Source organism: Celeribacter ethanolicus (assembly GCF_001550095.1).
In the GTDB taxonomy this organism is placed as follows: domain Bacteria; phylum Pseudomonadota; class Alphaproteobacteria; order Rhodobacterales; family Rhodobacteraceae; genus Celeribacter; species Celeribacter ethanolicus.
In genome coordinates this window covers 1-13,114 of record NZ_LRUC01000052.1, presented here as the reverse complement: position 1 = coordinate 13,114, position 13,114 = coordinate 1, and the positions used below count along the sequence as shown (strand labels likewise).

The 13,114-nt window shown below is 60.9% G+C and carries 14 protein-coding genes; 7 read left to right on the top strand and 7 right to left on the bottom strand.

What is annotated here, in order from left to right; translation table 11 throughout:
• Position 1: 1 nt before the first annotated feature.
• Positions 2 to 568 (bottom strand): hypothetical protein, encoded by a 567-nt coding sequence (locus tag NH195_RS19605; RefSeq protein WP_066711116.1) that lies wholly within the window; start codon positions 566 to 568, stop codon positions 2 to 4.
• A gap of 158 nt (positions 569 to 726) precedes the next feature.
• Positions 727 to 1,359, bottom strand: a complete 633-nt coding sequence (locus NH195_RS19600; protein WP_081424035.1) for a TetR family transcriptional regulator C-terminal domain-containing protein — start codon at positions 1,357 to 1,359, stop codon at positions 727 to 729.
• A 285-nt stretch (positions 1,360 to 1,644) separates the two neighbouring features.
• On the opposite strand from NH195_RS19600, the gene NH195_RS19595 reads away from it, so the two are divergent.
• From NH195_RS19595 to NH195_RS19570, 6 genes are all read left to right on the top strand, one after another.
• On the top strand, positions 1,645 to 2,895 hold the full coding sequence (locus NH195_RS19595; protein ID WP_066711114.1) for a Zn-dependent hydrolase: 1,251 nt from the start codon (positions 1,645 to 1,647) through the stop codon (positions 2,893 to 2,895).
• 105 nt (positions 2,896 to 3,000) lie between these two features.
• Positions 3,001 to 4,452, top strand: a complete 1,452-nt coding sequence (gene hydA, locus NH195_RS19590) for a dihydropyrimidinase (RefSeq protein ID WP_066711112.1) — start codon at positions 3,001 to 3,003, stop codon at positions 4,450 to 4,452.
• A 95-nt stretch (positions 4,453 to 4,547) separates the two neighbouring features.
• Entirely contained in the window at positions 4,548 to 5,324 is a 777-nt protein-coding gene (locus tag NH195_RS19585) for an ABC transporter ATP-binding protein (protein WP_066711110.1), read from the top strand.
• Positions 5,325 to 5,505: 181 nt separating this feature from the next.
• On the top strand, positions 5,506 to 6,369 hold the full coding sequence (locus tag NH195_RS19580) for an ABC transporter permease (protein WP_066711108.1): 864 nt from the start codon (positions 5,506 to 5,508) through the stop codon (positions 6,367 to 6,369).
• Positions 6,366 to 7,202: an ABC transporter permease gene (locus NH195_RS19575; RefSeq protein ID WP_081424034.1), complete on the top strand. Its 837-nt coding sequence runs from the start codon at positions 6,366 to 6,368 to the stop codon at positions 7,200 to 7,202. The genes NH195_RS19580 and NH195_RS19575 overlap by 4 nt, the downstream gene beginning before the upstream one ends.
• A gap of 65 nt (positions 7,203 to 7,267) precedes the next feature.
• Positions 7,268 to 8,251 (top strand): ABC transporter substrate-binding protein, encoded by a 984-nt coding sequence (locus NH195_RS19570; RefSeq protein WP_066711105.1) that lies wholly within the window; start codon positions 7,268 to 7,270, stop codon positions 8,249 to 8,251.
• Positions 8,252 to 8,328: 77 nt separating this feature from the next.
• Here the strand turns inward: NH195_RS19570 and NH195_RS19565 are convergent, their stop codons facing one another.
• Positions 8,329 to 8,922 (bottom strand): PRC-barrel domain-containing protein, encoded by a 594-nt coding sequence (locus NH195_RS19565; RefSeq protein ID WP_066711103.1) that lies wholly within the window; start codon positions 8,920 to 8,922, stop codon positions 8,329 to 8,331.
• A 126-nt stretch (positions 8,923 to 9,048) separates the two neighbouring features.
• Positions 9,049 to 9,510 carry a MarR family winged helix-turn-helix transcriptional regulator gene (locus NH195_RS19560; protein ID WP_066711100.1) on the bottom strand — a complete coding sequence of 154 codons (462 nt, stop codon included), beginning with the start codon at positions 9,508 to 9,510 and terminating at the stop codon, positions 9,049 to 9,051.
• A gap of 82 nt (positions 9,511 to 9,592) precedes the next feature.
• Between NH195_RS19560 and NH195_RS19555 the strand changes: the two genes are divergently transcribed.
• Positions 9,593 to 9,916: a DnaJ family domain-containing protein gene (locus tag NH195_RS19555; protein ID WP_066711098.1), complete on the top strand. Its 324-nt coding sequence runs from the start codon at positions 9,593 to 9,595 to the stop codon at positions 9,914 to 9,916.
• 19 nt (positions 9,917 to 9,935) lie between these two features.
• Here NH195_RS19555 and NH195_RS21365 read toward each other — a convergent pair whose 3' ends face one another.
• The 3 genes from NH195_RS21365 to acs form a co-directional block, all read right to left on the bottom strand.
• Complete coding sequence (locus tag NH195_RS21365) at positions 9,936 to 10,106, bottom strand: hypothetical protein (protein ID WP_155846249.1); 171 nt, start codon at positions 10,104 to 10,106, stop codon at positions 9,936 to 9,938.
• Positions 10,103 to 10,822 (bottom strand): hypothetical protein, encoded by a 720-nt coding sequence (locus NH195_RS19550; RefSeq protein ID WP_066711096.1) that lies wholly within the window; start codon positions 10,820 to 10,822, stop codon positions 10,103 to 10,105. The genes NH195_RS21365 and NH195_RS19550 overlap by 4 nt, the downstream gene beginning before the upstream one ends.
• 402 nt (positions 10,823 to 11,224) lie before the next feature.
• Positions 11,225 to 13,114: acetate--CoA ligase (gene acs, locus NH195_RS19545; RefSeq protein ID WP_066711094.1), on the bottom strand; the 1,890-nt coding region annotated here is incomplete at its 5' end.

The following is a 13,114-nucleotide window of genomic DNA, read 5'->3' as shown; positions in this document are numbered from 1 at the left end:
ATCACCCGCCGTAAGGTGTCCTCTGAACCGCTGCGGGACCGGCATAACGGGTTTCGGGGTCCTGAGCCTCGGACGGTGTGGCCGTCAGAGCAGTTTGGGTGTCTTTGGCGATCTTTTCGGCCCGATCCACACCCTCTGCCGTGGCTGCCGGGACCGTTCCGGTTGCCGCAGAGGCCGGAGCGATGGCCGCCTCGTCGGCAGTTTGGCTGCGTTTCGCGGCGATCTCGGCCAGAGCATTGCGCAGATCCAACTCGACCTCGAGGACAGACGCCTGAAAGGCCGGTGTCGGACCGACGAGAATGTCCTCCGGCAGGTCTTCGCCAAAGGCAAAGGTTTCCGTGTCGGAAATCGTGCTGTTCACCGCATGCGTCTGAGACGTTGCAGTCGTCTTGTTGTAGCTGACATCTGTGCCGTTCTGACCGGGAAGCTCGTTCCCTTTGGTATAAGTTGCCGTTCCGTTCAGCGCGGTTCCCGCGACTTGTGGCACGGCGGGCTCCGGTGGATCGGGAGGTTGCCGAAAGGCAAACCCACCCCCGCCGAAAGCCGGCACGCCCGTTACATTGGTCATGCTCGTGCTCCTTCTTTTCAGGAGCCCCCACCATCTTCCTTTATAAAGGGTTATGGTATCTCAAGGGTTAATACCGGCGGGAATATTTGCTCTTGGTTAACGAGAGCGTTGTTAACCAATAGCGTTCGCGAAAGACGCCTGGGACCATGCGTCGGGCCTCACGGTGTCAGCATCCGGCGGAACAGCGTGTCGAGATGGGCGCGGGCGGCTTCGAAATGGCTGTCGCCCTCAGGATGGAGGATACCGCGGATCTGGGCGTCGAAATCGGCGTAATGCTGGGTGGTGGCCCAGATCGAGAAGATCAGGTGATAGGGGTCGACCGGAGCGATGCGCCCGGCGGAGATCCAGCCCTCGATCACCTGGGTCTTTTCGTCGACCAGATCCTTCAGCTCGCCCTCGATCTTGTCCATGATATTGGGCGCGCCCTGTACGATCTCATTGGCAAAGAGGCGGCTCTCGCGGGGGTATTCCCGGGCCATTTCAAGTTTGCGCAAAACATAGGCAAGGATCTCTTCGATCGGCTCCCCCTCTGCCTGCATTTTACGCAAAGGATCGAGCCAAGTTTGCATCAAACCGTCGATCAACTCGCGGTGAATCGCCACTTTCGAAGGGAAATAATACAGCAGATTGGGTTTCGAGAGCCCCGCCGCCTTGGCGATCTGATCCAGTGTAGAGCCGCGAAACCCGTGTTGGGAAAACACGTCTAAAGCCGCTTCCAGAATGGTTTCCGTGTTCTTTTTCTGGATTCTCGTCCGTGGTTGTCGTCCCGGCATCTGGCGTTCGATTCCCATTCCATCTCCGATCTGCTGTCGTTACCGCTTATTGTTTGCCAAAAAAAGCGCCAAACATAAGTGGGAATCGCCTTAAAACCGCACTTGGGGCCTGTTTGCATGGTTTTTCGGCAAGTGCATGGTTTTGTATCTTCGCCGGGGGCTGCTAGGGTTCCCTTGACCAAATGGTCAAACCTGCAAGGCGGGAGGGCAGTGCGAGAGGGCTGAAGTGCGGACCTCATGCCGTTCTCTGGCCGGGAGGCCGTCGCTGGCAGGACCGATATGAGACATGTGAAAGGAAACCCCATGGCCGCCGCCGGTGAAAACCTCAAGATCAACTCCGAACGTCTCTGGGACAGTCTGATGGAGATGGCGAAGATCGGGCCAGGCATCGCGGGCGGCTGTAATCGTCAGACGCTGACAGACGAGGATGCCGAAGGGCGCAAAGTGTTCCAGAGCTGGTGTGAAGCGGCGGGGCTGACGATGGGCGTCGATGCCATGGGCACGATGTTTATGACCCGCGAGGGCACCGACCCCGATGCGCTGCCGGTCTACGTCGGCTCCCACCTCGACACCCAGCCCACGGGCGGGAAATACGACGGGGTTCTGGGCGTCCTGGGCGCGCTCGAGGCCGTGCGGACGATGAACGATCTCGGTATCAAGACGAAACACCCGATCGTGGTCACCAACTGGGCCAACGAAGAGGGCGCGCGGTTTGCGCCCGCCATGCTGGCCTCGGGTGTGTTCGCCGGAAAGCACACGATGGAATATGCCTACGGGCGCACCGATCTCGAAGGTAAGACCTATGGCGAGGAGCTCGCTCGCATCGGCTGGAAAGGCGATGAAAAGGTCGGTGCGCGCAAGATGCATGCGTATTATGAGCTGCACATCGAACAAGGGCCGATTCTGGAGGCCGAGGGCAAGGACATCGGGGTCGTCACCCATTGTCAGGGCCTGTGGTGGCTCGAATTCACGCTCACCGGCAAGGAGGCGCACACTGGGTCTACGCCGATGGCGATGCGCACCAACGCAGGCCTCGCCATGGCGCGAATTCTGGAGATGGTGCAAGAGGTGGCGATGGATCACCAGCCGAACGCCGTGGGCGGTGTTGGCCAGATGCAATTCACGCCGAACTCGCGCAATGTGTTGCCGGGCACAGTGGTCTTTACGGTCGACATCCGCACGCCGGACATCGCCAAACTGACCTCCATGCGCAGCCAGATCGAAGAGCGTGCGGCGAAGATTTGCGAAGAGATCGGCGTGGGCTGTTCTGTGGAACCCGTCGGCCATTTCGACCCAGTGACCTTCACGCCGGAGCTGGTGTCGAATGTGCGCAAGGCTGCGGAAACGCTGGGCTATTCGCATATGGACATTGTTTCTGGCGCAGGTCACGACGCGTGCTGGGCCGCCGCTGTGGCGCCCACGACGATGATCATGTGCCCCTGTGTTGACGGGTTGTCGCACAATGAGGCCGAAGAGATCACGCAGGATTGGGCGGCGGCGGGGACCGATGTGCTGTTGCATGCGGTGCTTGAGACTGCTGAGATCGTGGAGTGAGAGAAAGGGCGAGGGGCCAGCCCCTCGCGCTCCCCGGGATATTTGAAGACAAAAGAAGGCAGGGCGCCCATGGAAGGCACCGCCGGACCGACAAGGAGAGATGAGATGAGCAAGGTGATCAAGGGCGGCACGGTTGTCACCGCCGATCTGACCTATAAGGCCGATGTGAAAATCGAGGATGGCAAGATCGTCGAGATCGGGTCGGACCTGACGGGCGATGAAATCCTCGATGCGGAGGGCTGTTTTGTCATGCCGGGCGGGATCGACCCGCATACGCATTTGGAAATGCCTTTCATGGGCACGCATTCCTCGGATGATTTCTACGCCGGCACGCGCGCGGCTCTGGCGGGCGGGACTACCATGGTCGTCGATTTCGCGCTGCCCGATCCGGGGCAGTCGCTTTTGGATGCGATCAAGGTCTGGGACAACAAATCGGCGCGGGCTTGCTGCGATTATTCCTTCCACATGGCGATCACCTGGTGGGGCGAGCAGGTCTTTGACGAGATGAAGACCGTGACCGAAAAGGGCATCAACACGTTCAAACATTTCATGGCCTATAAGGGCTCTTTGATGGTGAACGATGACGAGATGTTCGCCTCTTTCAAACGCTGTGCCGAGCTGGGCGCGACGCCTTTGGTTCATGCCGAGAATGGCGATCTTGTCGCCGAGATGACGACGAAATTGCTGGCCGAGGGCAACACCGGCCCGGAAGCACATGCCTATTCACGCCCCTCGCAAGTGGAAGGCGAGGCCACCAACCGCGCGATCATGATCGCCGACATGGCGGGCGCGCCGCTCTATGTGGTGCACACCTCCTGCGAAGAGGCCCACGAGGCCATTCGCCGCGCCAAGATGAATGGCAAACGGGTCTGGGGCGAGCCGCTGATCCAGCACCTTGTCTTGGACGAGAGCGAGTATTTCAACGAGGACTGGGATCATGCCGCGCGCCGCGTGATGTCGCCGCCGTTCCGCAACAAAAAGCATCAGGACAGCCTTTGGGCCGGGCTTGCCTCGGGCACTCTGTCCTGTGTGGCGACCGACCACTGTGCCTTCACGACAGAGCAGAAACGCTACGGGGTTGGCGATTTCTCGAAAATCCCGAACGGGACGGGCGGTTTGGAAGATCGCTTGCCGGTGCTCTGGACCATGGGGGTAGAAACGGGCCGCATCACGATGAATGAATTTGTAGCCGTAACCTCCACTAATATCGCGAAAATCCTGAACTGCTATCCGCAAAAGGGCGCGGTTCTCGTGGGTGCGGATGCCGACCTGATTGTCATGGACCCGTCGATGTCAAAAACCATCAACGCCGAGACACAGGCGTCTTCCATCGACTACAACGTCTTTGAGGGGATCGAGGTCACGGCGCTGCCGCGCTACGTGTTGACCCGCGGTTATGTGGCGGTCGACAAGGGCGAGCTGAAGGCCAAGGAAGGCCACGGCGAATTCATCGCCCGCGACCCGAATGCGACGGTGAACAAGGCGCTGTCGAAGTGGAAAGAACTGACCGCACCGCGCCCGGTGGAACGCGCTGGCATTCCGGTGACCGGCGTCTGAGCCAAACGGCAAAGAAAAGGGTGGGGCCGTCTCAGGCCCGCCCGCACAACAGGGGACAGACCGCGAAAACGCGGCGAGTATAAAGACATTAGCCAATGAAAAAGCCAGTCATCGACGCGCAGAACGTCGATCTTACCTTTCAGACCAACGACGGGCCTGTGCATGCGCTCAAGGACGTCAATCTCCAGATCGACAAGGGGGAGTTCGTCTCCTTCATCGGGCCGTCGGGCTGCGGCAAGACCACGTTTCTGCGCTGTATCGCCGGGCTTGAGACGCCGACGGGCGGCACGCTGACGGTCAACGGGTTGACCCCGGAAGAGACCAGAAAATCAAGGGCTTATGGATATGTGTTTCAGGCGGCGGGGCTGTACCCGTGGCGCACGATTGCGGGCAATATCCGCCTGCCGCTCGAAATCATGGATTTCCCGAAGCCGGATATCCCGGCCCGGGTCGAGAAGGTGCTCGATCTGGTGGACCTCAAGGGCTTTGGCAAGAAATACCCTTGGCAATTGTCCGGCGGCATGCAGCAACGCGCCTCGATTGCCCGCGCGCTGGCCTTCGATGCGGAAATTCTCCTGATGGATGAACCCTTTGGCGCCTTGGACGAGATCGTCCGCGACAAGCTGAACGAAGAGGTTCTGAAACTCTGGGCGGCGACCAACAAGACCATCGGTTTCGTGACCCACTCGATCCCCGAAGCGGTGTATCTCTCGACCAAAATCGTCGTGATGTCGCCACGCCCCGGACGGATCACCGATGTGATCGAAAGCACCCTGCCGAAAGAGCGACCGCTCGAAATTCGCGACAGTGAAGAGTTCATCAAGATCGCCCACCGGGTCCGTGAGGGCCTCAGAGCGGGGCATGCAGAATGAGAGATTTGGCACAGACAATCCCTCCTGGCCCACGTGGCAAAGCACCGGACATGTGCCGGAGGCGTGTCGGCGACCGCGATGCTTCTTTTGGCGCCAAATGTCGCAGGGCTGATCATGGGAAACTGCCGCAGGCATGGTGGCTGAGCCCCCTTTGCCGTGAGGGTCTTGGGGAGAACCTGGCATGAACAAGATCGTCCCGGTTCTCACCGTTCTCGCCGTGATCGTGGTCGTCTGGTATGGTGCCGCGATCAAGATGAACAGCCAGTGGACCTATGATCAGGCAGCGCGGGCGGGCACGGAGGTGACCTTCGGCACGCTGGTGACAGACACGCTGGCGCAGGAGCGTCCGAAACTTCCGGCACCGCATCAGGTGGTGGCGGAGCTTTGGGACACGACGGTGGCGAAAAAGATCACCTCGAAACGCTCGCTCGTGTTCCATGGCTGGATCACGCTGTCGGCAACGCTTCTGGGCTTCGGGATCGGCACGCTGGGCGGCGTCGCTCTGGCGGTCGGGATCGTGCACAACAAGGCGATGGATCTGGGGGTGATGCCCTGGGCGATTGCATCGCAGACCATTCCCATTCTGGCGATTGCACCGATGATCATCGTGGTTCTGAATTCGATGGGCATTTCCGGGCTGATCCCCAAGGCGATCATCGCGGCCTATCTGTCGTTCTTTCCGGTCGTGGTGGGCATGGTGAAGGGGCTGCGCGCACCGGATCAGATGCAGCTCGACCTGATGAAGACCTACAATGCCTCCGGCGCGGAAACCTTCTGGAAACTGCGCCTGCCGTCTTCGATGCCCTATCTCTTCGCCTCGCTGAAAGTCGGCGTGGCGGCGGCCCTGGTGGGCACCATCGTGGCGGAACTGCCGTCCGGGGCGACACGCGGGCTTGGCGCACGGTTGTTGTCGGGGTCTTACTACGGTCAGACGATCCAGATCTGGTCGGCACTGTTCGCCGCCGCGGCGCTGGCGGCCGCGCTTGTGATCGTGGTGGGGGTGTTTGAACGGGTGGTTCTCAAGAAGATGGGGATGGCGCAATGAAACCGCTTTATGTCCTTCTTGTCCTTGCGGTCTGGTTGGGCCTCTGGTGGCTCAATACCCGGTTCGCGATGCGCAAGAGTACCCAGTGGGTCGTGCCAGTTCTGTTTGGCATCACCTTGATTCTCTTGTGGGAAATGGTGGTGCGGCTGTTCGGGGTCTCGCCCGTCATCCTGCCGGCGCCCTCGGCGATCTGGGCCCGGCTCGTGACCTCCGTGCCGATCCTGTGGCAGGATTTCGTACAGACGATCTTCAAGGGTGCACTGTCGGGCTATGTTATCGGCTGCGGCGCTGCGGTGCTCACTGCGGTGCTGATCGACCGCTCGCCGTTTTTGCAGCGCGGGCTCTTGCCGATCGGCAATTTCATCGCGGCCCTGCCGATCGTCGGCATCGCACCGATCCTTGTGATGTGGTTCGGCTTCGACTGGCAATCCAAGGCTGCCGTGGTCGTGGTCATGGTGTTCTTCCCGGTGCTGGTGAACACGGTGGCGGGGTTGCAGGCGACGGATTCGATGCAGCGCGACCTGATGCGGACCTATTCGGCGTCCTATGGTCAGACCTTGTTGAAACTGCGGCTTCCGGCCGCCATGCCCTTTGTTTTCAACGGGCTTAAAATTGCGACAACCCTGGCGCTGATCGGCGCGATTGTCGCCGAATTCTTCGGCTCGCCCATCAAAGGCATGGGGTTTCGGATTTCCACCGAAGTCGGACGTCTCAACCTTGATATGGTCTGGGCGGAGATTGCGGTGGCGGCTGTCACGGGATCGGCGTTTTACGGGCTGGTGTCGTTGATCGAGAAGGGGGTGACCTTCTGGCACCCGTCCCAACGCGGGTAACCGCATTTGCAATGGCACGGGGGGGAACGCCCCGGCCAAATTCACAACTTGGAGGTTGTAAGACGATGAAGAAACTCCTGACGAGCGCTGCCGCTCTCGCCGCCATGGCTTCCGGTGCCTTTGCGGCCGACGAGGTGACGTTGCAGCTCAAATGGGTCACCCAGGCCCAGTTCGCGGGCTATTACGTGGCGCTGGAGAAAGGCTTTTACGAGGCCGAGGATCTCGATGTGACGATCAAGGCCGGTGGCCCGGACATTGCGCCTGTGCAGGTGCTCCTGGGCGGCGGGGCCGATGTCATGGTCGACTGGATGCCGTCGGCTCTGGCGGCGCGTGAAAACGGTGCGCCGGTTGTGAACATCGCCCAGCCTTACAAGAGCTCCGGCATGATGCTGACCTGCCTGAAAGAGACGGGCATCACCGGTCCGGAAGATTTTCCGGGCAAGACGCTGGGCGTCTGGTTCTACGGCAACGAATATCCGTTCCTGTCCTGGATGGGCAAACTCGACATCCCGACCGATGGCTCCGAGGGCGGTGTGACCGTGCTCAAACAGGGCTTCAACGTCGATCCGCTGTTGCAGAAGCAGGCGGCCTGTATCTCCACCATGACCTATAACGAATACTGGCAGGTGATTGATGCGGGCATTTCCGCCGACGATCTCATCACCTTCAAGTATGAGGATCAGGGCGTGGCGACGCTGGAAGACGGTCTTTATGTGCTCGAAGAGAACCTCTCCGACGAAGCCTTCAAGGAGAAGATGGTGCGTTTCGTGAAGGCCTCCATGGAGGGCTGGAAATACGCCGAGGAGAATCCGGAAGAGGCCGCCGAGATCGTGCTCGAATACGACGAGACTGGCGCGCAGACCATGAAGCATCAGGTGCGCATGATGACCGAGGTTGCCAAACTGACCGCCGGTTCGAACGGCGCGCTGGACGTTGCGGACTATGAACGCACGGTGGCGTCGCTCCTGTCCGGCGGCTCCGATCCGGTGATCACCAAGGAGCCGGAAGGCGCCTATACGCTTGAGATCACCGACGCGGCGCTTCAGTAAGTCTTTGACATTCTGACAAAAGACCCCGCCCGGAGGACCATCCGGGCGGGGGGGTCGCCTTCAGGCGAAAGGGCGTGTTACGAATTCATCGCTTGTTCGAGGGTCATGTCGCCCTCCACTTCGGTGTAGGCGGAGACATCGACATCCGGCATGGCCTCGAGCTCGGCCTCGGTTGCGCCTTCGATCATCACGGTGCTGTCGTCGACCATGGCGAATTCGTCCACCGGGATCAGCACGTCATGCTCGCCGATGCCAAGGAAGCCGCCCATGCCCACGACGGCCATAATGCCGCCCTCGGCGGTGACGATGGCGTCGATCTCGCCGATGTCCGTGCCGTTCTCGGTCACGACCTTGGTGCCGGTGATCTCGGTCACGGTCTCATTGCCGAAGGTCGCGAGCGCATCGGCAAGTTTCTCGGCGCCGGATTTTGTGGCATCCCAGGCCTCGGATGCGGCCTCGCCGGTGGCGTCCGCCAGATCGGCAGCGCCGTCCTGGGTCTCCTGCCAGATGCCCGTGTCGGCGGTTGCGCCGGCCTCTGCATTCTGTTCGATGGTGACGTCATCGGAAGTGACCTCTGCCTCTGTCTGGCTGGTCATCTCGGCAAGCGCCGGGGTGGCCAGAAGGGTGATCGCGGTTGCGGTGGTCATCAGTTTCTGCGTCAGGGTTTTCATCGTTTTCTCCTCTCACTCATGCGTTGGCATGTGGTATGCAGAGACAATGAACGAGACGCGTGCAGGGTTCCTGAAAATTTCAAAAATCCGGACAGGGTGTGAAATTATCCAATTTTAAACAATGATTTACTTGGTTTTTATTTGGGAAAACTCCCGGTTGAGCGTGGACAGGATCTTGTAGAACCCCCGGATTTCTTCTGCCGTGAAGCCTTTGGAAAACGCCGCGATCTCGCGGGCTTCGCGGATACGGATGGCGGTGATGATGGCGCGGGCCTCTTCCGAGAGACGGTAGAGTTTCGAGGCGCGGTGGCGCGGGTTGTCGACGCGCAGGAGCTTGCCCTCATCATGCAGAATCTTGATCTCGCGCCCGACGAATTGCCGCGTCACATCGAGATGCGCGGTGATCTGCGGTGCGGTGGCCTTCCCGAGCGTGAGCAGCGCCTCAAGGATGGCGCGCTGGCCGACGGTGATGCCGGTGCCCGCGAGGTCATGCTCGACCCGCGCGGTGATGTTGCGCAGGAGCGGTCGGGTCAGTTGAATGCCTGCGTAAAGCTGATCGGCGAGGCTCATCTCTGTCATGTCTGTCATCGCGTCGTCCTTTTCTTGCGGTTGTGCGACAGGCGGCCTATATTGTCAACTAAGTTGACGAATTGAGCCGAAAGGATGCGCGATGAAATGGTCTTCTCTCAGTGAACGTCAGATCCTCAAAGCGCAGGCCGAGGGACAACTCGACAATCTGAAAGGGGCGGGCAAGCCGCTCAACACGCGCAGCGGCAATGACACGGACGCGGCGGGGTTTCGCATCATGGCGGAGGCAGGTGTGGTGCCGCGCGAATTCGAAATGCGCAAAGAGATCGAGGCGTTGAATGCGCAGTTGAAGGAGACGGTGGAGGCGGAGGCTCGTAAGGCGCTGATCCGGCGGATTGCGCAGGTGCAGCTCCGGCTCGACATCGAGGTGGAAGCGCGGCGGAAATATTACCGGACAGGGGATTGAGGAGCTGGGCTGAGGGGGATCACATCAGTGCGGCGGGGGAGAGGACGCGGGCGGTGGCCCCGGTGCGCAGCTTGAACCGGGCGAGATCGGGCGCGCGCCTTGTGTCGATCGTTCCGAGATCGAGCTTGCGCACGCCTTCGAGTTTCAGCCGCTTGATCGCCTCCCAAAGGATCAGATTGTGGGCGTTCACCGCGCGGCCGCGCGGCCGCGCGGGCCGGTATGACCGATCTGATAGGTGGCCGAGGTGCCGTGCAGGATGAACAGCATGAAGGCGTCATCCACCTCGAACAACCGTAGGGATTTCGGCGCGACATCTTGCAGAGCGAGGGCGAATTCGGGCGGCAGGCCGCGGTAATGCCGCTGCGCCTGTTGGTGTTTTTCCAACAGGAGATAGGGCCGCAAGACCGAGGGCGAGGGCGCGAGACGGGTCACATGCAGGTCTGATTTTTCGGCTTTTTTCAGGGCGTTGCGCCATTTTCCATTGAGGCCTAGGCGCATGTCGGAGAGCGGCGGGCGCAGGTCCAGTTCCACCACTTCGGGCGCGGGCGTCAGGCCGAGACGGCCGAGTGTGCCGGGCAGGCGGCTGTCCGGGCTCATGAGTTTGAGGCCAAAGGGCAGGGCGGCGCGCAGGCTTTGAACCACCGCTTGTTCGGTCGCCTTGTCGGGCGCGGCGTTGAGAAACAGCGGGCCGCGGAGCGCGACACTGATCTTGGCACCAAGGATAGGGCGATGCAGGACCTGCGCAAGGGCCACGGGTCTGCGGGCGTCCGAGATGACAAAGCGGCGGGCGTCGCGCCCGATGCGTTTCGCGGCCTCGCCATAGAGCCAGCGCTGCGACAGCGGCGCATCGACCGTGTCGGCCAGCTCCTCCCAGTGGATCTCGTCTGTGATCTCGCGTGTGTCCATGTCGGATGCTGGGCCGATCAAGGTTAAGATTCTGTGGAGGTTGCGCTCTGTGAGGGCGCTTTTTTGTGGAGAAGCCGGGATTGCGACAATTTTAATGAAATGTTGCAGGGGCAAGCCCGGGAATTAAGCGTTTGGAAGGGGTTTAGGGGCGACATTGGTGGTCTGAAACAGGAGAGGCTGCCATGCAGTGTCATAAATTTCCGAAAGACCTGAGCGCGGCGGCGGTTTTGACGCTGGTTTGGCATATTGTTCCGCAAGCGGGGCTGCGGGCGGAATGGCATCAGGTGCTGCGGTGCTGAGGCTCTGGCGTTTCTGCAAAAAGAAAGGCCGCCCGAGTGGGCGACCTTTGCGATTTTTCGGAGGTTGTTCGTGATGTGAACTCTATTGCGGTTTCGTACATCCTCACTTCTTGAGGTGATAGAGCGAATTCTGAATGAGCTCGTCGACGACCTGAGGTTCGGCGAGGGTTGAGATGTCGCCGAGGGAGCCTGTGTCGTTCTCGGCGATTTTGCGCAGGATGCGGCGCATGATTTTGCCGGAGCGGGTCTTGGGCAGGCCCGGCGCCCATTGGATGAAGTCCGGTTTGGCGATCGGGCCGATTTCCGTGCGGACCCATTTCTCCAGTTCCGCACGCAGCGCGTCGGAGGGTTCGACGTCGTTCATCAGCGTCACATAGGCGTAGATGCCCTGGCCCTTGAGCTCGTGCGGCATGCCGACGACCGCCGCTTCGGCGACCTTGGCGTGGGCGACGAGGGCGCTTTCGACCTCGGCGGTGCCCATGCGGTGGCCCGACACGTTGATCACGTCGTCGACGCGGCCGGTGATCCAGTAATAGCCATCGGCATCGCGGCGGCAGCCGTCGCCGGAGAAGTAATAGCCTTTGTATTGCTGGAAATAGGTCTCTTGGAAGCGTTCGTGATCGCCCCAGACGGTGCGCATCTGGCCGGGCCAGGAGTCCTTGAGGCAGAGGACGCCTTCGGCCTCCGTCTCGGTCATTTCCTCGCCGGTGGTGGCATCCAGAATGACCGGTTGCACGCCGAAGAAGGGCAGGGTGGCGGAGCCCGGTTTGGTCGGGATCGCGCCCGGCAGCGGGGTCAGAAGATGCCCGCCGGTTTCGGTCTGCCACCAGGTGTCGACGATCGGGCAGTTCCCCTTGCCGACGACCTCGTTGTACCAGTTCCAGGCCTCCGGGTTGATCGGCTCACCGACGGAGCCCAGCACTTTGAGCGAGGAGAGGTCGTATTTCTCGACCCATTCGTTGCCCTGGCCCATGAGGGAGCGCAGCGCTGTGGGGGCGGTGTAGAATTGGTTGACCTTGTGCTTTTCGCAAACGGCCCAGAACCGGCCGGCGTCGGGGTAGGTCGGCACGCCTTCGAACATCACGGTGGTGGCGCCGTTGGCGAGCGGGCCGTAGACGATGTAGCTGTGGCCGGTGACCCAGCCGACATCGGCGGTGCACCAGAAGACGTCGCCGTCGTGGTAGTCGAAGACGTATTTATGGGTGAGTGCTGCATAGGCCAGATAGCCGCCTGAGCTGTGGACGACGCCTTTGGGTTTGCCGGTGGAGCCCGAGGTGTAGAGGATGAAGAGCGGGTCTTCGGCATTCATCGGGCGCGGCGGGCAATCGGGGCTGGCGTGTTCCATCAGGTATTTGACGTCGACATCGCGGCCCTGCACCCAGGAGATCTGATCGCCGGTGTGCTTGACGACGAGGCAGCGGACCTTGTCGGAACAGTGCAGCAGGGCGGCGTCGGTGTTGGCCTTCAAAGGCGTGCGACGGCCGCCGCGGGGTGCTGTGTCGGAGGTGATGACGAGTTTTGCGCCGCAATCGTTGATGCGGTTGGCGAGCGCGTCCGGGGAAAATCCTGCGAAAACAATGGAGTGGATCGCGCCGATGCGGGCACAGGCGAGCATGGCATAGGCGGCCTCGGGGATCATCGGCAGGTAGATCACAACCCGATCGCCGCGCATGACGCCTTGGCTCAGGAGCACGTTGGCCATGCGGTTCACCTTGTCGGAGAGCTCCTTGTAGGTGATGTGGCGGGCGGGTTCGTTGGGATCGTCGGGCTCGAAAATGATCGCGGTCTGCAAGGATTTGCGCGCAAGATGGCGGTCGATGCAGTTGGCAGAGACGTTCAGAACGCCGTCGGCGTACCATTTGATGTCGACGCGACCGAAATCGAAACAGGTCTTCTTCACCTGGGTGTAGGGTTCCATCCAGTCGAGGATCTTGCCCTGCTCGGCCCAGAAGGACACCGGATCCTCCACCGAGCGGCGGTACAGATCCTCGTA